This is a genomic window from Moorella thermoacetica (genome assembly GCF_001267405.1).
Lineage (GTDB): Bacteria > Bacillota > DSM-521 > Neomoorellales > Neomoorellaceae > Neomoorella > Neomoorella thermoacetica.
The window spans coordinates 2428822-2453309 of sequence record NZ_CP012369.1; the positions used below are offsets into that span (position 1 = coordinate 2428822).

28 protein-coding genes and 1 other annotated feature are annotated in these 24488 nt (G+C 57.5%); all 28 genes read right to left on the reverse strand.

The genetic code is table 11. The annotated features are described in order from the left end of the window. Nucleotides 1–18: 18 nt before the first annotated feature. Entirely contained in the window at nucleotides 19–1701 is a 1683-nt protein-coding gene (gene argS, locus MOTHE_RS11990) for an arginine--tRNA ligase (RefSeq protein ID WP_011393887.1), read from the reverse strand. A 95-nt stretch (nucleotides 1702–1796) separates the two neighbouring features. Next, nucleotides 1797–2231, reverse strand: a complete 435-nt coding sequence (locus tag MOTHE_RS11995; protein ID WP_011393888.1) for a YwiB family protein — start codon at nucleotides 2229–2231, stop codon at nucleotides 1797–1799. Between the two features lie 182 nt (nucleotides 2232–2413). Beyond that, nucleotides 2414–3478: a 3-deoxy-7-phosphoheptulonate synthase gene (gene aroF, locus MOTHE_RS12000; RefSeq protein WP_011393889.1), complete on the reverse strand. Its 1065-nt coding sequence runs from the start codon at nucleotides 3476–3478 to the stop codon at nucleotides 2414–2416. 39 nt (nucleotides 3479–3517) lie between these two features. Beyond that, nucleotides 3518–3799, reverse strand: a binding site (T-box leader). A gap of 74 nt (nucleotides 3800–3873) precedes the next feature. Next, a complete protein-coding gene (locus MOTHE_RS12005) occupies nucleotides 3874–5217 on the reverse strand; it encodes an MFS transporter (protein ID WP_011393890.1) in 1344 nt (447 codons plus the stop codon). 421 nt (nucleotides 5218–5638) lie between these two features. Next, on the reverse strand, nucleotides 5639–6949 hold the full coding sequence (locus MOTHE_RS12010) for a putative manganese-dependent inorganic diphosphatase (protein ID WP_011393891.1): 1311 nt from the start codon (nucleotides 6947–6949) through the stop codon (nucleotides 5639–5641). 105 nt (nucleotides 6950–7054) lie between these two features. Further along, nucleotides 7055–8692 (reverse strand): ABC1 kinase family protein, encoded by a 1638-nt coding sequence (locus MOTHE_RS12015; protein WP_053095167.1) that lies wholly within the window; start codon nucleotides 8690–8692, stop codon nucleotides 7055–7057. A 72-nt stretch (nucleotides 8693–8764) separates the two neighbouring features. After that, nucleotides 8765–9247 carry a 23S rRNA (pseudouridine(1915)-N(3))-methyltransferase RlmH gene (rlmH, locus tag MOTHE_RS12020; protein ID WP_053095168.1) on the reverse strand — a complete coding sequence of 161 codons (483 nt, stop codon included), beginning with the start codon at nucleotides 9245–9247 and terminating at the stop codon, nucleotides 8765–8767. Nucleotides 9248–9612: 365 nt separating this feature from the next. Next, nucleotides 9613–10749, reverse strand: a complete 1137-nt coding sequence (locus tag MOTHE_RS12025) for a S1C family serine protease (RefSeq protein ID WP_053095169.1) — start codon at nucleotides 10747–10749, stop codon at nucleotides 9613–9615. Between the two features lie 293 nt (nucleotides 10750–11042). Beyond that, the gene (locus MOTHE_RS12035) at nucleotides 11043–11825 is read right to left on the reverse strand and encodes a peptidase MA family metallohydrolase (protein ID WP_162490101.1); all 783 of its coding nucleotides are present in this window, start codon (nucleotides 11823–11825) and stop codon (nucleotides 11043–11045) included. Between the two features lie 210 nt (nucleotides 11826–12035). Further along, nucleotides 12036–12212, reverse strand: coding sequence for a cation transporter (locus MOTHE_RS12040; protein ID WP_053095285.1), 177 nt, complete (start codon nucleotides 12210–12212; stop codon nucleotides 12036–12038). A 139-nt stretch (nucleotides 12213–12351) separates the two neighbouring features. Beyond that, entirely contained in the window at nucleotides 12352–13266 is a 915-nt protein-coding gene (trxB, locus tag MOTHE_RS12045; protein ID WP_011393897.1) for a thioredoxin-disulfide reductase, read from the reverse strand. A gap of 135 nt (nucleotides 13267–13401) precedes the next feature. After that, complete coding sequence (locus tag MOTHE_RS12050; protein ID WP_011393898.1) at nucleotides 13402–13794, reverse strand: CoA-binding protein; 393 nt, start codon at nucleotides 13792–13794, stop codon at nucleotides 13402–13404. A 165-nt stretch (nucleotides 13795–13959) separates the two neighbouring features. Beyond that, entirely contained in the window at nucleotides 13960–15387 is a 1428-nt protein-coding gene (locus MOTHE_RS12055) for a peptidoglycan DD-metalloendopeptidase family protein (protein ID WP_011393899.1), read from the reverse strand. Between the two features lie 76 nt (nucleotides 15388–15463). After that, a complete protein-coding gene (gene scfB / locus MOTHE_RS12060) occupies nucleotides 15464–16885 on the reverse strand; it encodes a thioether cross-link-forming SCIFF peptide maturase (protein WP_080997209.1) in 1422 nt (473 codons plus the stop codon). A gap of 59 nt (nucleotides 16886–16944) precedes the next feature. Continuing rightward, nucleotides 16945–17091 carry a six-cysteine ranthipeptide SCIFF gene (gene scfA, locus MOTHE_RS13030; protein WP_071520317.1) on the reverse strand — a complete coding sequence of 49 codons (147 nt, stop codon included), beginning with the start codon at nucleotides 17089–17091 and terminating at the stop codon, nucleotides 16945–16947. Nucleotides 17092–17106: 15 nt separating this feature from the next. Beyond that, nucleotides 17107–17499, reverse strand: coding sequence for a 30S ribosomal protein S9 (gene rpsI / locus MOTHE_RS12065; RefSeq protein WP_011393901.1), 393 nt, complete (start codon nucleotides 17497–17499; stop codon nucleotides 17107–17109). Nucleotides 17500–17517: 18 nt separating this feature from the next. Next, nucleotides 17518–17952, reverse strand: coding sequence for a 50S ribosomal protein L13 (rplM, locus tag MOTHE_RS12070; protein WP_011393902.1), 435 nt, complete (start codon nucleotides 17950–17952; stop codon nucleotides 17518–17520). Nucleotides 17953–18015: 63 nt separating this feature from the next. After that, a complete protein-coding gene (gene truA / locus MOTHE_RS12075; RefSeq protein ID WP_011393903.1) occupies nucleotides 18016–18756 on the reverse strand; it encodes a tRNA pseudouridine(38-40) synthase TruA in 741 nt (246 codons plus the stop codon). A gap of 68 nt (nucleotides 18757–18824) precedes the next feature. After that, nucleotides 18825–19613: an energy-coupling factor transporter transmembrane component T family protein gene (locus MOTHE_RS12080; RefSeq protein WP_201776963.1), complete on the reverse strand. Its 789-nt coding sequence runs from the start codon at nucleotides 19611–19613 to the stop codon at nucleotides 18825–18827. A gap of 73 nt (nucleotides 19614–19686) precedes the next feature. Continuing rightward, nucleotides 19687–20538, reverse strand: coding sequence for an energy-coupling factor transporter ATPase (locus MOTHE_RS12085; protein ID WP_053095172.1), 852 nt, complete (start codon nucleotides 20536–20538; stop codon nucleotides 19687–19689). Further along, entirely contained in the window at nucleotides 20514–21344 is an 831-nt protein-coding gene (locus MOTHE_RS12090; RefSeq protein WP_011393906.1) for an energy-coupling factor transporter ATPase, read from the reverse strand. The genes MOTHE_RS12085 and MOTHE_RS12090 overlap by 25 nt, the downstream gene beginning before the upstream one ends. 3 nt (nucleotides 21345–21347) lie before the next feature. After that, nucleotides 21348–21686 (reverse strand): 50S ribosomal protein L17, encoded by a 339-nt coding sequence (rplQ, locus tag MOTHE_RS12095; RefSeq protein WP_011393907.1) that lies wholly within the window; start codon nucleotides 21684–21686, stop codon nucleotides 21348–21350. Nucleotides 21687–21706: 20 nt separating this feature from the next. After that, nucleotides 21707–22648 (reverse strand): DNA-directed RNA polymerase subunit alpha, encoded by a 942-nt coding sequence (locus MOTHE_RS12100; RefSeq protein ID WP_011393908.1) that lies wholly within the window; start codon nucleotides 22646–22648, stop codon nucleotides 21707–21709. 38 nt (nucleotides 22649–22686) lie between these two features. Then, nucleotides 22687–23313 carry a 30S ribosomal protein S4 gene (rpsD, locus tag MOTHE_RS12105; RefSeq protein WP_011393909.1) on the reverse strand — a complete coding sequence of 209 codons (627 nt, stop codon included), beginning with the start codon at nucleotides 23311–23313 and terminating at the stop codon, nucleotides 22687–22689. Between the two features lie 15 nt (nucleotides 23314–23328). Then, nucleotides 23329–23721, reverse strand: coding sequence for a 30S ribosomal protein S11 (gene rpsK / locus MOTHE_RS12110; protein ID WP_011393910.1), 393 nt, complete (start codon nucleotides 23719–23721; stop codon nucleotides 23329–23331). A gap of 12 nt (nucleotides 23722–23733) precedes the next feature. Beyond that, entirely contained in the window at nucleotides 23734–24105 is a 372-nt protein-coding gene (gene rpsM, locus MOTHE_RS12115; protein WP_011393911.1) for a 30S ribosomal protein S13, read from the reverse strand. Between the two features lie 19 nt (nucleotides 24106–24124). Continuing rightward, entirely contained in the window at nucleotides 24125–24238 is a 114-nt protein-coding gene (gene rpmJ / locus MOTHE_RS12120) for a 50S ribosomal protein L36 (RefSeq protein ID WP_011393912.1), read from the reverse strand. A 16-nt stretch (nucleotides 24239–24254) separates the two neighbouring features. Further along, nucleotides 24255–24473, reverse strand: coding sequence for a translation initiation factor IF-1 (infA, locus tag MOTHE_RS12125; RefSeq protein ID WP_011393913.1), 219 nt, complete (start codon nucleotides 24471–24473; stop codon nucleotides 24255–24257). Between the last annotated feature and the right edge of the window lie 15 nt (nucleotides 24474–24488).

Here is a 24488-nt window from a genome sequence, read left to right on the forward strand (position 1 = left end):
CCCTGATTGGGCTTTATGCTACATCCTCTCCGGGGCGGTGACTCCCAGGAGGTGCAGGACGTTGCGCAGGGTGATCCGGGTCGCTTCCACCAGTACCAGCCGGGCCTTGCGGACCTCCGGGTCATCGGCCAGGACCCGGCAACTGGTATAAAAGCTGTGAAACAGGCTGGCCAGATCGTGGGCAAAGCGCGTCAACCGGTGGGGCTCCAGGGCCTGGGCCGCCCCGGCCACGGTGTCCGGCCAGGCAGCAATCTGCTTGATCAACTCCAGCTCAGCCGGGTCCTGTAAGAGTTCCAGCCGGGCTTCCCGCGCCGGCGGTACTTCCAGGCCCCTATCCTTCGCCAGGCGCAGGATGCTGCAGATACGGGCATGGGCGTACTGGACGTAATACACCGGGTTGTCTGCCGACTGGGACCGGGCCAGGTCCAGGTCGAACTCCAGGTGGCTGTCGCTCTTCAACATGACAAAGAAGTAGCGTGCCGCGTCCCGGCCCACCTCTTCAATTAGTTCTTCCAGGGTGACGTACTGGCCGGTACGTTTGGACATGCGCAGGATTTCGCCGCCCTGATAGAGGCGCACCAATTGCATGAGGACGACTTCCAAGCGGCGGGGGTCATAGCCCAGGGCCTGGAGAGCACCTTTGAGGCGGGCTACATGCCCGTGATGGTCGGCGCCCCAGATATTTATTACCCGCTCGAAGCCGCGTTCGAATTTATTGCGGTGGTAGGCGATATCGGCGGCAAAGTAAGTGGGGATGCCGTTCTTGCGCACCACCACCTCGTCCTTAACATCGCCAAAACTGGTGGCCTTAAACCACAGTGCCCCGTCCTTTTCATAAATATATCCGGCCTTTTCCAGGTCGGCAATGGCCCGGGCAACGGCGCCGGAGTCGTGAAGAGACTGCTCGCTGAACCAGACGTCATAGGTTACGCCGAAATCCTCCAGGGCCCGGCGGATGGCGTCCAGCTTTTCTTCCAGGGCAAAGCGGACCAGCATCTCCCTCCGGAGGGCCGGATCTGTATCCAGGTACTTATCCCCGTACTTGGCGATAAAACGGCCGACGGTAGCCACCAGGTCCTCGCCGTGATAACCGTCCTCAGGTATAGAGGCTTCCTGGCCCAGGGCCTGAAGGTAGCGAGCCTCCAGGGAGAGGCCAAAATTCTCAATCTGGTTGCCGGCGTCGTTGATATAGAATTCCCGGGTAACGTCATAGCCTACCGCCGTGAGGAGGTTGGCAATACTATCCCCCAGGGCGGCACCGCGGGCATTACCCATATGCAAAAGCCCCGTGGGGTTGGCGCTGACGAACTCCACCTGGACCTTGGCTCCCTGGCCGATATTGGACCACCCATAGTGGTCGTCTTCCGCCAGGACGGCCGGCAACACCGGTAACAACCATTGGTTATCCAGGGTAAAATTAATAAAGCCCGGTCCGGCCACTTCAACTCTGGCCACGCCGGGTTGCGGCCTTTCCAGGTGCCGCACAATGGCTGCCGCTACGTTGCGAGGGGACTGCCGCGCCTGCCTGGCCAGCAATAAAGCCAGGTTAGCAGCAAAGTCGCCATGAGTTTTATCCCGCGGCGTCTCAATGACAAAATCAGGCAGCTCATCGTAACTAATTTCACCGGCCGCCCTGGCCGTGGCAGCGGCATCAGTCAATGCCGCTGCGAGCCGCCTTTTGGTTTCCTGTACTATATTCACGACCTACCTGTACTCCTTTTTCTCCCCGGCTTCACTGCCTCTTTTTATACCCCGCCTTTCCAGGCCACCGGAAATGTCCGGATTGGCAGGGATTTCTAGACAGGGTTCTCCAGATGCTGGATGGTTATTTCCAACTGGTTGTTACTGATTTTTTCCTGGCCGACTTGCAATTCATACTCTAGATTAATACTTCCGCCCCGCTCTGTCAAGTCAACTTCTACCTTTGATGGCAGGACGCTAATCCTCATGGTTCCATAGGGTGTGACGTAGAAGCTGTAGTTCAAAATGCCTGTTTCAAAGGTTGTTTTTTGTTCAGCTGTGCCCATCCGGTTCAGGGTTACCCGCCGGGGCTCAACCTTCAAGGATGTAGTGGTACCCTCCATTCCCGATAGACAAGTTTCATTATAAAGGATGTAGTAGTGTTGATCCCGGATGAAGAAGCGACCTTCGGTAATCAGCTCGATGGAATCTTGCTCTCCCAAATCGTTGGTCTGGGTGCCCCTAACCTTTACCAGTACGTCCTTCTTCAAACCATGCACATCCTTTCGGGAAGTATTGGGGTCCTTATAAGTATATTCTCCGGAAAAGACTGATTTCCTTTTTATTTTTAACGATAATTTAACAATTCTTATTGATATTTATGCCTTTTGTGGTTACAATCACCCCAAAACTAGTTTTAAAAAAGAAAGCCCCCCGTGGGGAGCGAGAATGTTTACTTGCCTGCTGCCAGGGTGCCGGCCTGTTCCGGGAAAAGACCATTAAGGGCCAGGCCGCGACCGACAGCCAGGGCCACCGGTGCAAGTTCGCCCATCAGGCGGTCAAAGGTCTCAGGGTGCAGAGACTGGGGGCCGTCGCAGAGGGCCCGGGCCGGGTCGGGATGGACTTCGATAATGAGGCCGTCGGCGCCGGCGGCCACGGCCGCCCTGGCCATAGGCAGGACCAGGCGCCAGCTGCCCGTGCCGTGGCTGGGATCGACGATTACGGGCAGGTGGGAGTTTTCTTTGACCACGGCGATGGCCGCCAGGTCCAAGGTAAAGCGGGTGGAGGTTTCAAAGGTGCGGATCCCCCGCTCGCACAGGATGACGTTGGGATTACCGCTATCGAGGATATACTCGGCCGCCATGAGCCATTCCTCGATGGTGGCCGCCAGGCCCCGTTTCAACAGGATGGGTTTACCCGTGGCCCCGGCTTCCTGGAGGAGGCGAAAGTTCTGCATGTTACGAGCGCCGATTTGGATGGCGTCGGCGTATTCCGCCACCAGAGGGACATCCCTGGTATCCACGGCTTCCGTAATGAAGGGCAGGCCGACCTCCTCCCGGACCCGGGCTAGCATTTTAAGCCCCTTTTCCTCCAAACCCTGGAAGGCATAGGGGGAGGTACGCGGTTTAAAGGCCCCGCCGCGCAAGACCTGGGCCCCGGCGGCTTTGACGGCCCGGGCAGCTTCCAGGAGTTGCTCTTCGCCCTCGACGGCGCAGGGGCCGGCCATGACCACCAGGCCCCGCCCTCCTACCGGGACACCGCCGATGCGGACGATGGTCGGCGTGTCCTTGAGTTCGCGGCTCACCAGTTTGTAGGGCTTCATTATGGGAACGATCTTTTCGACGCCGGGCAGGTTGATGATGGCCTCGGAACTCAGGGCTTTTTTGTCGCCGATGGCGCCGATGACGGTCTTTTCCTGACCGTAGATGGGGTGGGTCTTAAAGCCCAGCTCTACCAGGCGCTCACTCACGGCGTTAATCTGTTCCCGGCTGGCCCCCGGCTTCATGACGATGATCATGGATCAAACCTCCTCCACAAAAATAAAACTCCCCGTCCCGCTAGGGACGAGGAGTTATACCCGTGGTACCACCCTGCTTGGCTGTCTTTAGAAAACAGCCCGCTCGTTACAAGGTACGGGAAAAGCGTCGATGACCTCTTCCGATACCCCCTCCCATATAACGGCGGGAGCTCCGGCACGGCCTACCCAGCCGGTTGCTTACCGGCCTTCAGCCTGCTCCTCCGGGGAGAACTTCAACTCCAGCCTCCTGACCGGTCTCCCACCGCCACCGGCTCGCTGGGCATTCCGCCGAAGCCTACTTTTCCCCTTCACTGGATTTCACCTGTAAATTTTAGGTGTTTTTAGTTTAGCATGCAACCGGGCGGGCGTCAAGGGTGGATAGGCCTGCAAACCGGTTAGCGTATCCCGGCCAGTTCCTCCAGGGTCTTGCCCTTTGTTTCAATACCCAGGGCCAGCATGCCCAGGGCGGTGATCACAAAAACGGCGGTGAAGAGGACAAAGATCAACGGGTAGGCTTTTGCCTGGCCCATAACCACGATCATCTGGCCGACAATCACCGGTGCCAGGATGGCGCCTATGCGGCCGCAGAAGGAGGCCCAGCCGGAACCAGTTGCCCGGATGGCCGTCGGGTACATTTCCGGGGTATAGGCGTACAGGACGCCCCACGCACCCAGATTAAAGAAGTAGACCGCCAGGCCCCACCAGATTATCTGGCTGGTGGTAGTGCTTAAGGAGAACATGTAGGCCGCCACGCCGCTTAAGATAAGATAAGAAACCAGGGTGGCTTTGCGGCCGATCTTCTCTACCAGGTAGGCGGCGCTGAAATAGCCCGGCACCTGTCCCAGGGTCATGATCAGCACGTACTCAAAGCTCTTGATAATGGCAAAACCTTTCCCCACCATCAGGGAGGGCAGCCAGGTGACAATGCCGTAATAGGAAAAATTAATGCCGAACCACAGGATCCACAGGCAGAGGGTGCGCCGGGCATACCGTGAGGACCAGAGGTCGGCAAAGGTTGCTTTGACGGACGTTTCGGCTGTTGCCGCCGCCGGGCTGGTTGCCACTTTGCCGGGGTCGACGCCGCAGCTTCTTTCTATGCTTTCCACTATTGCCCGGGCTTCGCTTTCTTTGCCGATCTTCTCTAGATAGCGCGGGGACTCTGGTAAAGCCCGCCGCAGGACGGCGGCGTAGAGGGCCGGCAGGGCGCCGATAAAGAAGGCCAGACGCCAGCCCCAGTGGGGTACGGCCAGGTAACCGATAAGGGCCGCGGCAATCCAGCCGAAGGCCCAGAAGCTTTCCAGCAGCACCGCCATCCTCCCCCGGTACTGGACGGGCGAAAACTCGCTGGCCAGGGTGAAGGCCACCGGTACTTCCGCGCCCAAACCCAGGCCCACCAGAAAGCGCAGGACCATGAGCATGGCGTAATTGGTGGATAAACCGGCCAGGAAAGTGGCGAGGCCGTAGAAGATCAGGGTGTAGTTGAAAACCCGCTTCCGCCCCCAGAGGTCGCTCAGGCTGCCGCCGAAGACGGCTCCCAGGCCCATGCCCAGGAGGCCGATGCTGCCCAGGGCGCCCATTTGGGTGGCTGTCAAGTGCCATTCTTTACCCACCGCCGGCAGGACAAAGGATACCAGGCCCACGTCCATGGCGTCAAAAAGCCAGCCGATGCCGCAGATAAATAACATCTTGTAGTGAAAGGCGCTTAAGGGCAACCGTTCCAGACGCTCGGCAATGCTCATCACACTTACCCTCCCCAGGAAATGCTTGACCTGCCTGGCAAGCGAGCCTGGTCCCTTCGGGAGCCGGCTGCGCTTCTTCCCTTTGTCCGAGTTGCGAGGCGGCCCGACCCGGCATCCCGGTCCCCATTGAGTCGCTCTTTTCCCCGGCCTCTCCCGCCCTGGCTACTAAAAGGCGCAGCGACGCCTGCCGGTAACCGCCCGCCCTGCCTTAATCCTCCATCTCCCTGCTCGCTGCCGCTCCTGTCCTCCCTCGCCCGGACCAGGTAGCCCGTTGCCGATGAAGGCGGTCGGAGTGCCATGAGGGATTATTTGGAAGCGCTTCCCTTAAACTTATTTTACCTCAAGTCAAGATAGATGACAAGACACATGACAATAAAATTTTACCCGGGAAGGCGGTTTCCCGGGCAAGGTTAAAACCACATTATCCCTGCAGCAACCGCCGCAGGGGAGGTACGACCTGTTTTTTACGGGACATGACCCCGGGCAGGAAGACACTTTTCTCCCCCGGGGTGACGTTAAAGGCCAGTTCTACCGCCCGGCCCTGGGGCCCGGCAAAAAGTAATTCCGTACCGTTGCGCATTAAATCGGTTACCATAAGGACGACCAGGTCGTACTGCTTCTCGGCCTGAAGTTTTTCCAATTCGGCCTGGAGTTCGTCCCGGCCCACGGGCAGGGTGTCGGGGTCAATAATCTCAATCTGACCGATGCCGACCCGGTTGCTGCCAAAATTGAAGCTCTTGAAGTCCTCCAGAATTATTTCCCGGCCCGAGCGGCCCCTCAAGGAAGACCCGGCCCGGAACATTTCGCGGCCAAAATTGGCGACGTCTAACCCGGCAATATCAGCAAGCCAGGCCGCCAGTTCTTTATCAACTTGGGTAGTTGTCGGCGATTTAAACAACAGGGTATCCGAGAGAATAGCAGCGCATAAAACCCCGGCTATGGCTGCATCTGGATCCAGGCCCCGCTCTTTATACATCCTGGCGATGATGGTTGCCGTACTACCGACGGGCTCGTTACGCACCATGATGGGTTCGGCCGTCTCAATATCAGCCACCCGGTGGTGGTCGATTATCTCCACAGTTTCGGCTTCTTCTATCCCGGGTACCGCCTGGCTTTTTTCATTGTGATCGACCAGGATTACCCTTTTTCCTCGCATGGCCAGCAGGTGATAACGGGCAATCAGGCCGACCAGACAGTGATTGTCGTCTACTACCGGGTAGTTGCGGTAGCGAGTTTCCAGCATGGTGCGGCGGACCTCGGTAATTAAATCGTCCTGGTTAAAGATTACCAGGTTATCGCTCTGCATAACCTTATAAACGGGTTCATCCATGGGCACATTACCGGTATCCCAGGCCTCCAGGAGGAGCCGGGCCAGGTCACCGACGGTAAACAGGCCCAGAAGATGCCGGTTTTCATCGACCACCGCCAGGGTCTTGACGCCGTGCTGGCGCATAAAAATCCCGGCCTGGCGCACTGTAGCCCCCGGCTGGATGAAGAGCAGTCCCCCGTCCAGGACATCCTTCACCCGGGCGCGAACGTCGTTTACCAGGGGAGGTACGGGTACATCAAAATATGACAGCACGAATTCCGTCTCCCCGTTTAGCTTGCCGCAACGCGCCGCTTGAAAACCGCCCCCATCCGTTTTGTTCCGCAGGGCAGCGTAACCGATGGCTGCGGCGATGGAATCTGTGTCCGGTCGCTGGTGTCCGATAACCAGAATCTCTTTACCCATAACTACAGCCTCCCCAATGCATCACCTCTATAATTCTATTGTGACTGACGGCAAAAGGCAAGGGGGTGGTACCCCTGTTCAACCTCCAGGAAAAGGACATGGGGGCTATTCCTTCTGTCCTACCTTGAGGAGCAGAGCCCAGAGACAACCCAGGATAAGGGCGCCGCCCAGCACTCCCAGACCGAGGAGGGAAAGGCCACCGGTTTTAGGACCGGCACCCGCGTGGAGGATTAGGGCCCCGGCGCCGATGAGGGCAGCCACGATGAGAGCGGCAGAAAGCCGGGCGGAAACCATATCCAGTCTGTGGTAAAGGGTTTCCAGGCCCCGGTGGACAAAAATGGTAGTTAACTGCCCCCGGGCAAGTTTATCCAGGCTGCGGGAGATATCCCGCGGCAGTTCCAGCAAATCCTGCAGGGTTGAGGCCGCCCGGTGGTAGGTTCGCCCGGGCGTGGGGTTGGGACGCAGGCGGCTGCGCAGGTAACTGGCAGCCAGGGGCCCGCTTACCTGCACCAGATCCAGGGAAGGATCCAGGCGGCGGGCCAGGCTCTCCCCTTCCATAATCGTCCGCCCCAGGACGAAGAAGGTACCGGGCATACGGATGCTATGGCGGCGGGCCAGTTCCACCATTCCCAGCAGGAGACCGGCCAGATTGACATCCCCTTTGCCCATGCCGGTCACCCGGTCAACCAGTTCTGCCGTGTCTTCATAGAGGGCCTGGTAATCTACTGCGGCCATGGGCTTACCCAGTTTCAGGGTTACTTCCATTACGGCCTGTAAATCGCGTTCCTGGAGGCCTAGAATCAGCCTGGCAGCCTGGTAACGATAATCCTCATCCAGGCGACCGACGATGCCAAAATCAATTAAGCCCAGGCGACCGCCGGGAAGAAAGAGAATGTTTCCCGGATGGGGGTCGCCGTGGAAGATGCCTTCCTGGAAAAAAGGCGCCAGGAGCGCCTTGATAAGCAGGGCTGCCCGCTGACAGTCCGTACCCTTCCCGTACCAGTCGCTGAGCCTTTTCCCGGCCAGGTAATCCATGGTCAGGAGGCCCCTGGTCGTATAATCCCAGTAAACCCTGGGGACCACTATCTGCGGAAACTCACGGTACAGGCGGCGAAAATTCTCCATGGCCAGGGCTTCCACGGTAAAATCGAGTTCCCGTTCAATCTGGCGGCGAAAGGTGGCCAGGATCTCCTCCAAGGCACAAATACGGCCGACGACGGTGCCCTTGAATCTCCGGCCGAGATTCTCCAGGACGGCCAGGTCGGTAACGACCACCCCATCGAGCTGGGGGCGCTGCACCTTGACGGCCACCTCCTGGCCACCAGGTAACCGGGCTTTATGGACCTGGGCGATGGATGCCGCCGCGAGGGGCTGGTAATCAAAGTAACTGAAGGCCTTTTCCGGAGCAGTCCCCAGTTCCCGGAAGACCTGCTGCCGGATGACGTCCGGGGCCAGGGGCCGTACCCGGTCCTGGAGGTAGCTGAATTCCGCAGCCATCTCCGTCGGTATCAGGTCGGGCCTGGTACTCAGGAGCTGGCCCAGCTTGATAAAAACCGGTCCCAGTTCCTCAAAGGCCAGGCGCAGGTGCCGGTAAACCGGATCGCCTGGCTCCCGACCTGTAACCAGGGGGCACCGGGCCGGAGCGCGGCGGGGGCGGGTTTCGCAGTAAGCCTGCCAGCCGTGGCGGAGAAGTACGGTAGCCACTTCAGTATAGCGCTGCAGGTAACGGTAGTGCCTCGTCAAGAGTATTCTGGCCTCCCTGGTAAACATATCCAGGAAGTATTATGACCAAAAAAATCACCGTCATGTACGGTTTTAACGGTGGTAAGTTTCACCCCGCTGGATTTTGAAGGCCCGGTACAATTGCTCCAGGAGTATCAGGCGCATAAGCTGGTGGGGGAAGGTAAAGCGGGAAAAAGAGAGGCGTAGATCAGCTTGTTGAAGGATAAATGTTGCCAGACCCAGGGTACCGCCGATAATCAGGGCTACTTCGTTTTTTCCAGCCAGGGCCAGATCCGCCAGCCTGCCGGCCAGTTCTTCCGAGGATAGCATTACCCCCTCCCGGTCCAGGGCTACGGTAAAACTGCCGGGAGGTATCAGCCTTCCTATACCCCGGCCTTCGCTGGCCAAGATTTGCTCGACCCCAGCGGGTGAGGGTTTATCGGGCACCTTCTCCTCGGGAGCCTCCAGGATACGCACGCGGGCATAGGGCCGCAGACGCTTCAGATATTCTTCAATCCCGGCGACCAGGTATTTCTCCCGCACCCGGCCGACGGCGACGATGGTAAGGTGTAACATTGGTACCTCCGGGGTTTCTCCGGTATAATTGGTTCTTCTTTATAGACGGGGTATGTCCCCCCGCCGTTCCTTGCCAATAGGATTTTGCCAAAAATTTGGGAAGGGCCGTGTTATGTACAGGGGTACGGGTTCCGGCCTCCGATGGTTTCCATCCGGTAAACCCGGCCCACAGCTTGCCCGGCGGAGGGTTTTTTTACCGGTGCTTTTGCCTCCCTGTCGAGGGAACCTATCCATGGTCCATGCCATTGTCTACAGGTAAAGGGCATCACCATGGGCGCCCCGGCGAAGGGAGCATGGTACCCCAAAAATAGCTTCGCTCCAGGCGGCTCTGCTTTGTGATGGCCTGCCCAATCAGGCCGCCCGTCCTATTTAGGTAATTCCCCCAGGGTTATAGTGTAGTTGACCGGGTTTGGCGACTTGAGGCGCCGGATAGTCACCGTCACCTGATCCCCCGGGGATTTCTTATTGATCAGGCGCTGGATGTCATCATAGGTGGCGACTTTCTGGTTCTCTACGGCGGTGATGACATCTCCTACCTGCAGGCCGGCCTTGGCTGCCGGGCCATCCTTGAAGACACCCCCGACATAGACGCCTACAGGTATATTATACCACTGGGCCATCTCCGGGGTAATCTCCTGGAGGTTATAAACTCCCAGGAAGGGGTGGGTGACATAGCCGCGGGTGATTATCTGGTCAATAATGGGCCGGACGTCGTTTATGGGAATGGCGAAACCCATTCCCTCGACACCACTGGCGGCAATCTTGACGCTGTTGATGCCGATAATCTCACCTCGCAGGTTAACCAGGGCGCCGCCGCTGTTGCCAGGGTTAATTGGGGCATCGGTCTGGAGGACACGGAGGGTTATCTCCACACCCCGGGACCCGGGAACTGTTACCTCCCGGTTCAAAGCGCTGATTACCCCTACGGTTACCGACCGGGCAAACTCCCGTCCCAGGGGGTTACCAATGGCTACTACAGTTTCCCCTACCTGCAGGGTGCTGGAATCCCCCAGGCGCGCCTGGGGGAGATTGGGCCCCTGGACCTTTAATACCGCCAGATCGCTACGCTCATCGGCACCTACCAGGGTCGCCGGATAGGTTTGCTCCCGGTCCAGGCTGACTGTTATCCGACCGGCGCCAGCAATAACGTGGTTATTGGTAACAATATAGCCGTTAGTGGTATCAAAGATTACTCCCGAACCCTGCTTTACCACGCCGTCGCCAGTATAATTGGTACCGGTCATGGCCTGAACCCCCACGACGGAAGGGCCCACCTGCCGGGCAATAGTGACTACCGGTGAATCGGCGGTATACTGGGCCGGCAAGCCTACGGGTTGGTTAATCAAGCCTTGGGGTGGGGACGCTGGTGGCAGGGGGCGGAACATCAATCGCGGTGCGAAATAGAGGGCGGCTCCCGCCCCCAGGATAGAACTCAAAAAAACTAATGAGACCAGAAGGAGTATCCGGTAGCGCCTCAAACCGCCGGGAAAAAAGCGCTTCAAGAAGGCAACCCCCTTGTTTCCTCGGGGAGCGACAGCCGCCATAAAAGGCCCCGCCCCGCCGGATGATTTCCTGGTTATCAGTTTTAATATTGCCTGGCGCTACCTTCTTTATAACTCCTTTTCCCGGGCCATTCCCCGAAAACCTCCTGAATATCGGATTTATTGCTTTCAACCTCCACCTATACCTTTATTTACTACAAGGCCAAAGGCTTGAGCGATAACACGAATGGCTCTGGGACATTGGTCTACGGATAGCAAAAAAGTACTTTTCGCGGCACAGAATTACTTAGTGATTAACCTGCCGGCAGAGAGACCCTGGCCCGCTCCACTGGAACACTCTTTTTAAAATTCCTTTCAAAATCGTCCAGGCTTAACCCCAGCACTTGCCGAAAGGCCTGGTCCAAGGTGTCTCCCTCCCCGAGACTGGCCAGCAGCTGGCGGAGGGTTGTTATACCTCGCTCCCGGACCAGGAAATCTACTATCAACCAAGACTGGCGATAAGCCAGAGACTGGTCGGGCAAGCTGTCAAAGCCCCTGTCCATATCCTTCAGGGGGTACCAGGCCTGCGCCCGGTCTGACCCAGGCATGGTAAAGCCAGTGAGCCGCCGTTCCACCTCCTGGGCAACGCCCTCCGTCAACCAGCGCGGATAATTCCCCCGGGCCTTCATATCCACCAGGAGGTGGGTAAATTCATGGGCCACAGGTCCGGCGGTTTTAAAGATGGCGGCAACCTCACTCGGATCCTGGCTCTCAACCCAATCATGAGGTGAAAGCACCCGGACGACCCCACCCCAGTAAACACCCATGGCACCCTCGCTGGCAGGCCAGCCAAACTGGCGTGCCAGGCTGGCCCGGTCTGGGTACAGGAGAATCAGGAGCTTCCCTCCCGGGCGGTATCCCAGGAGCCGGGAAGCAGGTTCATAAGCCGCTTCGGCGGTCTCCAGAACGAGGGGAGCTACATCGGCGTCTCCGGGTTGGTAACGCAGGATAAAATGGGTACTGGTGAGGCTCGCCCATCCCCTGGTCTGCCAGGCGGTATACCCCGCTATTAACTGGCGCATCAATCCATAAGTCACAGTCCGTGGCAACTCTGTCTGAGAAAAAAAGAGGCCTCCGGTCAAAACCAAAAAAATAAGGCAAAAAATAAGAAAAACCTGCCACCAGGCTTGGAACATGGTTCTCCCCTCCCCAGGAAAACTCCCGGTTTCGATTATACTACAGCTTGGTGACAGTATCACTGGTAATGAGTGGCATAAAAAATCCGGAGCGCTACGCTCCGGATATCCTCACTTTACTTCATAGCCGGCATCGCTAATGGCCTTTTTCATGGCCTCGATATCGACCCGGCTGGAATCATAAGTAACATGGGCCGTCCGGGCCCCCAGGTCAACTGTCGCGGCGGTAACGCCGTCCAGATTCTTAAGGGCCCTTTCAACACTCATTTTGCAATGGTTGCAGGACATACCCTCCACCTGCAAGGTTACTTCTGCCACCTTTTTCACCCCCTATACCCCTAATAGGTATATTTTTATTATACGCCTGCAACTGGTCAGCGTCAAGTTTAACCTTTCCCCTGTTCCCTACCGGGTGCCGGTTTTAAGGTTAAAGGTTGGCCAGGTAACGTTCCGCCGCCATGGCGGCTACCGCACCGTCGCCTACCGCCGTGCTCACCTGGCGAAAATTCTTAGCGCGAACATCACCGGCGGCAAAGACACCGGGAATGGATGTGGCCAGGTCTTCCCTGGTAACAATATAGCCGTCGGGGTCCAGGGTTAAGGCCCCGCCGAGGAAGTCAGTGTTGGGCTCCAGGCCGATGAAAATAAACACCCCGTCAAAGGGCTCTTCCCGGAGGGCCCCGGTACGCACATCCTTCAACTGCAGGCTGCTAACCTTATCCTTACCCTGGATGGCGTTGACTACCGTATTCCATTGGAAGGAGATCTTCGGGTTATCCCGGGCGCGATCCTGAATGACCCTGGTGGCGCGCAGAGCGTCACGGCGGTGAATAATGGTGACCTGGCTGGCAAAGCGAGTTAAAAACAGGGCTTCTTCTACCGCCGAGTCACCGCCGCCAACTACAGCCACCTTCTTGTCTCGGAAGAAGGCCCCGTCGCAGGTAGCGCAATAAGAAACACCGCGCCCGCGCAATTCGGCTTCCCCGGGCACCCCCAGGGGACGGGGATGGGCGCCGCTGGCGATAATCACAGCCCGGGCCTCATATTCGCCGTTGCTGGTAATAACCTTTTTATTGGCCCCGGAAAAGTCAACCTCCCTGACGGTGGTCATTTCCAACCTGGCGCCGAATCGCTGGGCCTGTTCGGCAAACTTCATGGCCAGGTCAATACCGGTGATCCCATCGGGAAAGCCCGGGTAATTCTCGATCCTGTCGGTCTGGCCGGCCTGCCCACCGGGGGCGCCCATCTCCAGCAGAATGGTATTCAAACCCCCCCGGGCGCCGTACAAGGCTGCCGTCAGCCCTGCCGGCCCGCCGCCGATAATCATTAAGTCGTAGACCATGGGGCAGCCTCCTTCTTAAAAATAACTCTGTCAGGAGCTGGCTTGTTATCCCTTGTTTTAGGCTAATACCAGCCCGCATCCTTCTGGACTGTTAGAAACGAGTCACCACCAAAGGGCACATGGTCCTTCCCGTTGTTACAGAGGATTACTGGAACGCAGGTGCTCCTTCTTGATACAGCGGTCCATAATGACTTCCAGTCCTGCGGCCCGGGCCCGGGCTGCGGCTTCCTCATGAACAACTCCCTCCTGGAGCCAGATTACCGGTACACCCCGCTTAATGGCCGCGTCGACAATCGGGGGTACGGCTTCGGCCCGGCGAAAGACGTCCACAATATCTATGGGTATATCTGCCGGGATGGCCTCCAGGTCAGGGTATGCTTTCTCCCCCAGGATGGTCTCAACAGCCGGGTTCACGGGGATGATCCTGAAGCCGTGATCCTGGAGGTACCTGGCCACCTGGTAGGAGGGCCGGTCTTCTTTATCAGATAAGCCGACTATGGCTATATTATGCACCTTGCTGAAATCCATCATGCAACCTCCTTTCGTTAAAACTATAGTTAGTATACGCCACTACTTTAGTCATTGCAAGAGAAAAAATCCTTACGGCTTGTCCGTAAGGATGATTATGGCTATCTTATTCACTGATGGTTTTCCGCCAAAGCGTTATAGATATCTTGGGGGCTATGACAACTTTCACCTCAGATAACTGGCCGGGTTGCGGAAGCTGCCTCCGACCAGGACCTCAAAGTGCAGGTGGGGGCCTGTGGTACGGCCGCTAACCCCTACATAACCGATGATCTGGCCTTGAGATACCCGCTGGCCCGGCCTTACATTGTAACCAGATAAATGGGCATACCTGGTAACCAGGCCACCATGGTCGATTACTACCATCCGACCGTAGCCACCGTCGTAACCGGTGCTAACAACTACTCCGCCTGCAGCCGCTCCCACCGGTTCGCCGATACTGCCCGCAATATCCAGGCCTGAGTGAAACTCGCTACCCCGGTAGCCATAGGGGGAAGTGATATACCCGCGGATGGGCCAGGCCAGGAGCCCGGAACCGCCGCTCCGGGAAGCCAGGGCTGTTACCCCCGTACCCTGCTGTACCACCCGGGCAACCGGTTCCGTAAGGACCTGCTGCCGAAGTATCTTTTTGTCTACGACCACACCATTTCTGGTCACTACTTGGTAAGTAACCAGTTGTTCGCCCTCTGTGCCCTCCTGAATTATCTTTTCCTGGCCTCGTAAAAGGTCAGCCGTTTTTTCTACCCGGGTTTCAAAGGGTACCGGTTCCTTGATATCCTGATTATAAACAACCATCACCTGAAGCAATGGTTGTACTGTTGTCAGTTTCAATTGCTGCCCGATATCCAGGCGTTCTCCCTGGATCTCGGGGTTGGCCCTTTTAATGTCGTCAACCAGCAGGTTATGTTCCCTGGCAATGGACCAGAGGGAATCCCCTTCTTTAACAGTATAGGTGCTACTGCTGGCTGCTGTTCCCTTCAACTTGGCAAGGGCCGCTTCCGGGCTTAAAATCTCTTCCGGACTGGCCTGGCGGTGCTCGTAAGCCACTTGTTCCAAAAATTTGACCTCCTGGACCTGCCCTATAGCCGCCGGTGGTTCAAAGGCCTGTTTAAACGCGGCCAGAACAGCGTCAGCGGTAGCATCGTCTTTCAAAACCAGCCGCGGCTGCCCGTCAATGGTAATGACCGTTGCCGCCGCCACCAGGTGCAATCTTTCGGCCAGGAGGCTTTTTAATTGTTCCTCCGCTATAACTTCCTGCGGATTGGCCCGGACTGCTTTAAAATCTACCTGATCGGTATAGCGCACACCCTGGTAACTGCCAGCCCCTCGTTCTTTTAGGATCTCCTGTAAGGCCCGGTTGAACTGTTCCCGGGTGGCTACTATTGCCACCTGCTGGCCGTTGATGAAAACAGCCAGGGCATTCGGGGTTGTAAGCTGGTGCCAGGCTGCTAAGAGCAGGCCGCCGGCTAAAATACCAGTTATTACTAATACTCTTTTTCCTTTATTATCCCTTATTCCTGCCCACCGTAAGGGCAGCTTTTTTAGGAAGCGCCCTACGCTGGCCGCTAGCTGCGGTAGCTTATCTGGCGGCGGCATGGCATTCCTCCTCGTCTCCAAAAAAATAACCCGTAAATAAAAATATTCTACCTCACTTGCCAGGAATCCTGCCCCCTCAACAAAATTTTCCCGCCATTTTTACCTGAACGTAAAGGGCGGCTTCCAGGCGCATTTTTTGGATGGCGCAAGCGATTGGTGCCGGCTGGCGCAGGTCGCCGGTAGCAGCCAGGTTGGCCGCGTGGCAGCCGCCACTGCAATAAAAGCGTGCCCAGCAACGACTGCAGGCCGGCTGGTTATAGACATAAGCCTGGCGGAAGGCTTCCCGCAGCTCGGGACGCCGGATTCCCTCCCGGACATTACCCAGGCAGTAATCCTTACGCCCGACGAGCTGGTGACAGGGATAGAGGTCCCCTGCCGGGGTTACAGCCAGGTAACTGGTACCGGCACCACAACCGGTAAGTCTTTTTGTCAGGCACGGCTCGGCAGCGGCATCGATATTGAAATGAAAAAAGGAAAAACCTTTTCCTGCCCTCGCCCTCTCCAGGTAAATCCGGGCCAGGCGCCGGTACTCCCCTGCCAGCCGGGGTAAATCTTCCTCTTTAATAGCATATTCGGCCTCAGGGGCCGCTACCACCGGCTCCATGGACAGGTAACGAAACCCTAACTCTACCATATGCAGGATATCACTGGTAAAATCAAGATTCTGGCGAGTGTAGGTTCCCCGGACCCAGTAGTCCCGGTGCCCCTGGCTAGCGACAAAATGCTGCTCCCTGGGGACAACTCGTTCATAAGTGCCCCGGCCGGCGGCGTCAGGCCGGTTGAAATCATGGACCTCCCGGCGACCATCCAGGCTCAGGATGACGCTCACGCCCTCAGTGATCAAGTAGTTTTCAATTTCCGGGCTTAAGGCCAGGCCATTGGTTGTCAGAGTGAAGCTGATTCCCTTACCGGCTGCGGCTGCCTTTTCCCGGCCGTAAGCCACCAGTTCCCGGACCACACCGAAGTTCAAAAGGGGTTCCCCACCGAAAAAGTCTACCTCTACCCGCGGGCGGTTGCCTGCTTCCCGGAAGAGGAGATCGAGGGCCGCATAACCGGTATCCCGGTTCATGAGACCGCGCTCGCTACCGAAGGGACCTCCGTCGGCAAAGCAGTAACGGCAGCGCATGTTACAATCGTGGGCAACATGCAGGCAGAGGGCCTGGAGGGAAGGCTGCGGCGGCCGGTAATTCCTGCCGACTTCATCGACGCTAAAAAGGGTACCGGCGGCCTGTCTGGCTGCCAGTTCCCGGCATACCTCCAGGACGGTAGCCGTTCCCCAGGTCCGGACGGCCCGGGGCAGGACGGTGATCAAGTCCTCCGCCGTCAGTACGCCCTGTTCCTGACGGTCCCTTAACTCCTCCAGGACATCCCGGGCCGCGGCGTCAATGAGGTGTACGGCACCGCTGTTGACATCCAGGAGTAGGGTCAGGTCTTCAAAGTCGAACCAGTGCAGGTCACCCTGCCAGTCGACCATTTGCAGGTTTAAGGTTGCGGTCAATTTTCTCTTCCTTTCCACATATACAACAAAGGCCCGACAGGTGGTGTCGGGCCCGGAGGTTAGTTCCTGACTTTACGTTCGCAGGGCTGGTTGCTCACGGTAATGGAGGTCTTACAGGCCGACTGACAAGATACGTGGCAGTTGCCACAGCCGCCTGTCTTAACGCTGGCCTGCAGGCGCGGGGTAAAAACCGTCTGGATGTGCATATACGAGGCCTCCCTTTAGCGCTTGGAGAATTGTGGCGCCTTGCGCGCTTTCTTTAAGCCGTATTTTCTTCTTTCTTTCATCCGCGGGTCTCGGGTGAGAAAACCGTTCCGTTTTAATACCGGCCGTAAATCCCCGTCAGCTTGTAAAAGGGCCCGGGCAATGCCCAACCGGATAGCGCCGGCCTGACCGGTGGTACCGCCGCCTTCCACCCGCGCCAGGACGTCGAAACGCCCGGCCATATCGGTTACCTCCAAGGGCTGGCGGACCAGCATTTCAAGGATCTTCTGGCCGAAATATTCATTCAGAGGCCGGTTATTAACGATAATACGCCCCTCCCCGGGAACCAGGCGCACCCTGGCGATAGCGTTCTTCCGCCGCCCGGTGCCGTAAAACTGTACTTGGGCCATAACGGTCGCCTCCTTCCGTCAGTCCTTAATTTCCCATACCTGCGGTTGTTGGGCGGCATGGGGATGGCTATCGCCCCGGTAGACCTTCAACTTTTTAACCATTTTTCGGCCCAGGCTATTATGGGGAATCATTCCCTTCACGGCCTTCTCAACGGCCCTTTCGGGGAAGGTCCGCAGCAGGGTAGCGTAGTTCATAACCCTTAAACCGCCGGGGTAACCGGTATGGCGGATATACTGCTTCTTCTGAAGTTTATTACCTGTAAGGCGGACTTTCGCGGCGTTGATGATAATCACGTAGTCGCCGGTATCCACATGGGGGGTAAAGATGGGTTTATGTTTACCCCTGAGGAGGCGGGCAGCTTCGGTGGCCACACGGCCCAGGGTCTTCCCGGCCGCATCGATTACATACCACTTACGCTCAACCTCATGGGGTTTGGCCATAAAAGTGGACATTTTTTCCCTCCTGTTCCTGTCAACAGTCATATTTTAAGCAATAACACCTTGCAAGTCAAGGAATTAGTATTCCACGCGCTCCAGGCAGAGTCCACGGGCCGGGGCCGTCGGTCCTGCCTTTTCCCGGGAACGGGCCGCCAGGATGGCCGGGATAGCTTCCGGCACCAGGCGACGGCGGCCGATCTCCACCAGTGTGCCGACCATAATCCGGACCATATGGTAGAGGAAACCATCGGCTATGACGTCAAAATAGATAAAGGGGCCGTTCTGACTGACGCTGGCCTGCTGCACCTGCCGCTCAAAGTGGCGCACCGGGCTACCGGCGGCGCAAAAGGAGCGGAAATCGTGGCAACCCTGGAGGTAAGCCGCCGCCCGGGCCATGGCTATTACATCGAGGGGCTGCCGCAAGTGCCAGCTATAACGGCGGCAGAAAACATCGGGAACGCGATTGTTATAGATGGTATAACGATACCATTTTCGTTTGGCGCAATAGCGAGCATGGAAATCCGGCGCTACCTCCACCGCCTCCAGGGCGGCAATGTCTGCCGGCAAGACGCTGTTCAGGGCCAGGGGCCAGCGTTCCACGGGTATCCGGGCCCGGGTACTAAAGCTGATTACCTGCCCCCGGGCATGGACCCCGGCGTCGGTTCGCCCGGCAGCTACCGGAGTTATTTCCTCCCCGGTCAACCGTTTTAGAGCGGCGGCTACCTCACCTTGAACAGTAGGACCGTGGGCCTCCGGCTGGACCTGCCAGCCGGCATAATTGCTGCCGTCATAGGCCAGGGTAATCTTCAGGCAGGGCATCGCCAGTAATCCTCCGCGTGCTGAAAGGGAAAATACCAGGGGCCTGGGGAAAACGCCGGCCCGGCCGGCTAGTTGCCGGACTTCAGCCGGTAAAATAACGTTCCAGCTGCCAGGGCGCCAGCCAGCAGAAGAAAGAGAAAATCGGTTGCTGTGAAGTTTAACTCCCGCATCCTGGTGCGGCCTTTGCCCCCCTGGTACGCCCGCGCTTCCATGGCTTCCGCCAGGTCTTCCGCCCGGCGAAAGGCGCTGACAAAGAGGGGGATGACCAGGGGCAAAAGGTTTTTTACCTGCAGGCCCCGGAAGGAGGCCCCGCGGGCCATCTGAGCGCGCATAATCCTCTCGGCCTCTTCCAGGAGGGTGGGGACAAAACGCAAAGCCAGGGTCAGCATCAGGGCCAGTTCCTGGGACGGCAAGCCGATCCTCTGGCCCGGCGCCAGGAGGCGCTCCAACCCGTCGGCCAGAGCCAGGGGGTCAGTAGTGGCCGTAAGCAGAACGGCAGCCAAAATCAGGAAAAATACCCGGGCCAGGGCCAGGAGGCCCAGGTTGAATCCCTCACGGGTTACCGGCACGGGCCCTAGATACACCAGGATCGTCCCCGGCGTAGTGGCAAGCTGGAGGAAAAAAATAAGAGCCAGAAAGAAGGCCAGCGGCCGCAGCTGCTTCCAGATAAAGGATGGTGATAAGCCGGCCGCCAGGACCGCGGGTAGGGCTACGGCCCCTGCGAGGAAAGCCGATTCACCGGTGGGAGCCACTAGAAGGGCCAGGCCGTAAAGGAACAGGCCCAGCAACTTCGACCGTGGATCCAGGCGGTGGATGGCGCTGTTCCCTGGTACATATTGGCCCAATTCAAAGGCCACCACCATCCCTCCTTTAACCCAGACTATGGCATCCCTGTAAAACCACCAGCTGCCACACCATTAAATTTCCTGCTCACCCCTTTAGCCAGTGCAGGATGGCTTCTTGCGCCTCTTCCAGGGTCAGGACATCCGTCGGCACCGGGGCTCCCCTTTGCTTAAGGGAGTGCATTAATTGCGTCAGTGGTGGTGGTAGCAGCCCATAGGCCCGCAGGGCTTCTTCCTGGCGGAAGATATCCCGCGGTGTTCCCCGCAGGGCTATCCGGCCCTGGTGCAGGACCAGGACCTGATTGGCTATTGCGGCCACCTCGGCCATATTATGGGAAACTACAACTACTGCCCTGTCCCGTAGGCGAGCGAAGTCCCGGATCAGGTCCAGGACCAGTTCCTGCCCGGCCGGGTCCAGGCCGGCGGTAGGTTCGTCCAGAATCAAAACCTCCGGTTCCATGGCCAGGATACCGGCTAGGGCTACCCGCCGTCGCTGGCCGCCACTTAGGGTAAAAGGTGAGCGGTCACCTATGGTTTCCGGATCCAAACCTACGGCCTCCAGGGCCTTATATGCCCTGGCCTTGACCCTGTCAGGGCTGAGACCCATATTCCTGGGCCCGAAGGAGACATCCTCCATTACTGTCTCGGCAAAGAGCTGTTGCTCCGGCATCTGGAAGGCCATCCCTATCCGGGACCAGGGAGACGGGCCCCGGAACTTGCCACGACCCGGCAGTACCCGGCCATCCAGGCTGACCTTGCCGGCCGTCGGTTCCAATAAACCGGCTATAATCTGGGCCAGGGTTGACTTCCCCGATCCCCCGGCGCCGGTAAAGGCGAGGAAATCCCCCGCCGAAATTTTCAAGTTGATATTATAGAGAACAGGTAACTGTCGGCCAGCTACCTGGTAGGCAAAATCTATTCCCTGGAGGCTAATTTCCATAAAGCCCGGGCCAGCTCCTCCACACACACCGGATTTGTCGCCAGTTTAATTCCCCCCTGGCGTAAAGATTTAGCCAGGGCAATCACCGCAGGTAACCGGAGCCCGGCTGCAGCCAGGATGCGTTCCTGGTAGGAGAGCTCCCGGGGGCTACCCTGCCAGAATATCCGGCCGGATTTCATAATCAGCATCCGGTCGGCCCGGACGGCCTCTTCCATTAAATGGGTAATAAGGATAATGGCTATCCCTTGCTCCTGCCGCAGCCTTAGGACCTGCTCCAGGATCTCCTCCCTGGCCACCGGGTCCAGCATGGCCGTAGCTTCATCCAGGACCAGATAGCGAGGTTCCATAGCCAGGACTCCTGCCAGGGCCAGGCGCTGCTTCTGTCCACCGGAAAGAAGGTGGGGTGGCCTGGCAGCCAGGTCCTCCAGGCCGACTGACCTCAGGGCCAGATCAACCCGCTTTTCTATTTCTGCCGGCGGCAAACCCAGGTTCTCCAGCCCGAAGGCTACATCCTCAGCAACCGTTGCCGCTACCAGCTGATTGTCAGGATCCTGGAAGACCATGCCTACCCGGCGCCGGATGGTTATCAGGGCGGTGTCATCACCGGTGTCCATCCCGTCCACCAGTACCCGGCCCTGCCGGGGCCGGAGAAGGCCGTTTAATAGCCGTGCCAGCGTCGATTTACCGGAACCGTTGGGCCCGGTGATGGCCAGAAATTCCCCTGGTTCGATGGCCAGGTCGATTTTTTCCAGGGCCGGCACGGTTGAACCAGGATAGATATAGGTTGCGCCCTGGATGGCAATCATTTTCTACACCAGTTCAATTAGGACCATGGGGGCGCCGTCGCCCTGGCGAAAACCGGTCTTCACTATGCGGGTATACCCGCCGTTCTTATCAGCGTAGCGGGGGCCAATCTCCTTAAAGAGTTTGGTGACGACGTCTTCATCAAGGAGATAGGCCAGGGCCTGGCGGCGGGAATGGAGATCGCCCCTTTTGCCCAGGGTGATCATCTTCTCAGCCAGGCTCTTGAGTTCTTTGGCCCGTAGTTCTGTTGTCTCAATCTTACCGTGCTTAAGAAGTGAAGTGACGATATTCCGGAGCATCATTTTACGATGGCCGGCCAGGCGGCCCAGCTTACGGTAAGCCATAACCTTGCAAATTCCCCCCTTTACTCTTCACTTGAACGCAGGCTCAGGCCCAGTTCACTCAGCTTCTGGGTAACCTCTTCCAGGGACTTCTTGCCCAGGTTACGGACCTTCATCATATCCTCTTCAGAACGCTGCAACAGCTCGGCTACGGTGTTAATGCCGGCCCGCTTCAAGCAGTTGTAGGAGCGTACTGACAGGTCGAGTTCCTCGATGGACATATCCATGAGTCGATCCCTGGTCTCTTCTTCCTTTTCCACCATGGTGACTTCATCACTAACCCGCTCCGTCAACCCTAAAAAAAGGCGCATGTGCTCTATGAGTATTTTGGCAGCCGAGCTCACTGCTTCATCGGGGGCAATACTGCCATCGGTCCAGACTTCCAGGGTGAGCTTATCGTAATCAGTAATCTGGCCTACCCGGGTGTTTTCCACTGTGTAATTCACCTTGTGAATCGGTGAAAACAGGGAATCTACGGGTATAATCCCGATTGGCTGGTCTTCTTTCTTATTCTTATCGGCGCTGACGTAACCCCGCCCCTTCTCCACCGTCATTTCCATGTAAAGGCGGCCTCCCTTTTCGACGGTGGCGATAACCTGTTCGGGGTTTAAGATCTCAACGTCGGCGCCGGTAATAATATCACCGGCAGTGACTACCCCTTCATCGTCTGCTTCAATACGGATTACCCTAGGTTCATCGCTGTGGAGTTTCAAGGCCAGGGACTTGATGTTCAGGATAATATCAGTCGTATCCTCAACGACCCCCGGGATTGTTGAAAACTCATGGAGAACCCCTTCGATCTTCACCGATGTAACGGCCGCTCCCGGCAGGGATGACAGGAGCATCCGTCGCAGGGAGTTGCCCAGGGTAATCCCATAGCCACGTTCCAAGGGCTCCACAACAAAGCGCCCGTATTTGTCGTCCAGATGCTGGCACTCTATCTTAGGCTTTTCAATTTCCAGCATTGTTCCCCTCCTTCTCGTGAGCTCAACCGGTTTGAATTTTACCTGGAGTACAGCTCAACGATGAGGTGTTCCTGGGCCGGCGTGTCAATCTGTTCCCGCGTAGGGAGGGCCAGGACATGCCCTTCCAGGGTGCTGCTATCGGCCTTCAGCCAGGCCGGTACGTTCCTGTGGGCTGCTGCCTCGGCAATCTCCTTAAACTTGGGGCTGGCTTTACTTTTTTCCCGGACGCTGATGGTATCGCCAGGCCGGACCAAATAAGAGGGAATATTGACCTTGCGACCATTTACCAGGAAATGGCCATGGCGGACCAGGGTCCTGGCTTCGGCTCGGGAATCGGCAAATCCCAGGCGATAAACAACATTGTCCAGGCGCCTTTCTAGAAGAATCAACAGGTTCTCACCGGTAACGCCCTTCTGGCGTTCAGCCTTCTCGAAGTAGTTGCGGAACTGGCGCTCCAGGATGCCATAGATACGGCGTACCTTCTGCTTCTCCCGCAATTGCAAGCCGTATTCCGAGACCTTCTTCCGTCCCTGCCCGTGCTGGCCGGGGGGATAGGAGCGCCTGGCAACGGCGCATTTATCGGAATAGCAGCGGTCACCCTTCAGGAAAAGTTTGGTCCCTTCTCGTCGGCAGAGACGGCAGGTGGAATCTTTATACCTTGCCAAAATATCTCCTCCTCTCTAAACCCGGCGCCGTTTAGGAGGACGGCAACCGTTATGGGGAATAGGTGTGACGTCTTTAATAACGCTGACCTCCAGCCCGGCGGCCTGAAGGGAACGAATGGCCGCTTCCCGGCCGGCCCCCGGTCCCTTGACGTAACACTCGACCTCCCGCAGGCCATGTTCCATGGCCTGCTTGGCGGCAGCTTCAGCCGCCATTTGGGCCGCAAAGGGTGTACTCTTCCGGGAACCCTTGAACCCCACGGTGCCGGCGCTGGCCCAGGAAATAGCATTTCCGTTTTTATCGGTAATGGTCACCAGGGTATTATTGAAGGTTGATTTAATATGGGCAATACCGCTTTCAATATGCTTGCGATCCCGCCGGCGCGGCCGGGCGGTTTTACGTGGTGGCATATTCTCTCCCCCTTATTTTTTACGCCGTACGCCTACAGTCCGGCGCGGGCCTTTGCGCGTGCGGGCGTTGGTCTTGGTACGCTGGCCGCGGACCGGTAGCCCCCGCCGGTGGCGCAGTCCCCGATAACAACCGATTTCCATGAGGCGCTTGATATTTAATGAAACTTCCCGGCGTAAATCGCCTTCGACAACAACATTTTTATCGATATAATCCCGCAACCGGTTGACTTCGTCTTCTGTCAGGTCCCGGACCCTGGTATCAGGGTTGACTCCAGTCGCTGCCAGGATCATGTTGGACTTGGGCCGGCCGATGCCATAGATATAAGTCAGGGCTACCTCCACCCGTTTATCGCGGGGCAGGTCCACCCCGGCAATCCTCGCCATTTCCGCTTTTACCTCCCGTCTACCCCTGTTTTTGCTTATGCTTGGGATTCTCGCAGATGACCATAACTTTGCCTTTGCGCTTTATCACCTTGCATTTTTCGCAAATCGGCTTTACCGAAGGCTTAACTTTCAACTATAACCCTCCCAGTTCATTTATAGCGGTAAACAATCCGGCCCCGGTTCAAGTCATAAGGTGACAATTCCACCGTCACCCGATCTCCGGGCAAAATGCGGATGAAATTCATCCGGATTTTACCCGAAACGTGGGCCAGGACCCGGTGCCCATTGGCCAGCTCCACCCGGAACATGGCGTTGGGCAGGGGTTCAATTACCTTGCCTTCGACTTCAATGACATCCTCTTTGGCCAAATAAACCCCTCCTTC

Bases quoted from the DNA above. Each gene is read 5' to 3' on its own strand.
- aroF (WP_011393889.1), bottom strand. From the start codon at position 3,478: ATGATCATCGTCATGAAGCCGGGGGCCAGCCGGGAACAGATTAACGCC.
- MOTHE_RS12005 (WP_011393890.1), bottom strand. From the start codon at position 5,217: ATGAGCATTGCCGAGCGTCTGGAACGGTTGCCCTTAAGCGCCTTTCAC.
- MOTHE_RS12010 (WP_011393891.1), bottom strand. From the start codon at position 6,949: ATGGGTAAAGAGATTCTGGTTATCGGACACCAGCGACCGGACACAGAT.
- rlmH (WP_053095168.1), bottom strand. From the start codon at position 9,247: ATGTTACACCTTACCATCGTCGCCGTCGGCCGGGTGCGGGAGAAATAC.
- MOTHE_RS12040 (WP_053095285.1), bottom strand. From the start codon at position 12,212: ATGTCCTGCAACCATTGCAAAATGAGTGTTGAAAGGGCCCTTAAGAAT.
- trxB (WP_011393897.1), bottom strand. From the start codon at position 13,266: ATGGTCTACGACTTAATGATTATCGGCGGCGGGCCGGCAGGGCTGACG.
- MOTHE_RS12050 (WP_011393898.1), bottom strand. From the start codon at position 13,794: ATGGATTTCAGCAAGGTGCATAATATAGCCATAGTCGGCTTATCTGAT.
- MOTHE_RS12055 (WP_011393899.1), bottom strand. From the start codon at position 15,387: ATGCCGCCGCCAGATAAGCTACCGCAGCTAGCGGCCAGCGTAGGGCGC.
- scfA (WP_071520317.1), bottom strand. From the start codon at position 17,091: ATGCACATCCAGACGGTTTTTACCCCGCGCCTGCAGGCCAGCGTTAAG.
- rpsI (WP_011393901.1), bottom strand. From the start codon at position 17,499: ATGGCCCAAGTACAGTTTTACGGCACCGGGCGGCGGAAGAACGCTATC.
- rplM (WP_011393902.1), bottom strand. From the start codon at position 17,952: ATGTCCACTTTTATGGCCAAACCCCATGAGGTTGAGCGTAAGTGGTAT.
- truA (WP_011393903.1), bottom strand. From the start codon at position 18,756: ATGCCCTGCCTGAAGATTACCCTGGCCTATGACGGCAGCAATTATGCC.
- MOTHE_RS12085 (WP_053095172.1), bottom strand. From the start codon at position 20,538: ATGGAAATTAGCCTCCAGGGAATAGATTTTGCCTACCAGGTAGCTGGC.
- MOTHE_RS12090 (WP_011393906.1), bottom strand. From the start codon at position 21,344: ATGATTGCCATCCAGGGCGCAACCTATATCTATCCTGGTTCAACCGTG.
- rplQ (WP_011393907.1), bottom strand. From the start codon at position 21,686: ATGGCTTACCGTAAGCTGGGCCGCCTGGCCGGCCATCGTAAAATGATG.
- MOTHE_RS12100 (WP_011393908.1), bottom strand. From the start codon at position 22,648: ATGCTGGAAATTGAAAAGCCTAAGATAGAGTGCCAGCATCTGGACGAC.
- rpsK (WP_011393910.1), bottom strand. From the start codon at position 23,721: ATGCCACCACGTAAAACCGCCCGGCCGCGCCGGCGGGATCGCAAGCAT.
- rpsM (WP_011393911.1), bottom strand. From the start codon at position 24,105: ATGGCGAGGATTGCCGGGGTGGACCTGCCCCGCGATAAACGGGTGGAG.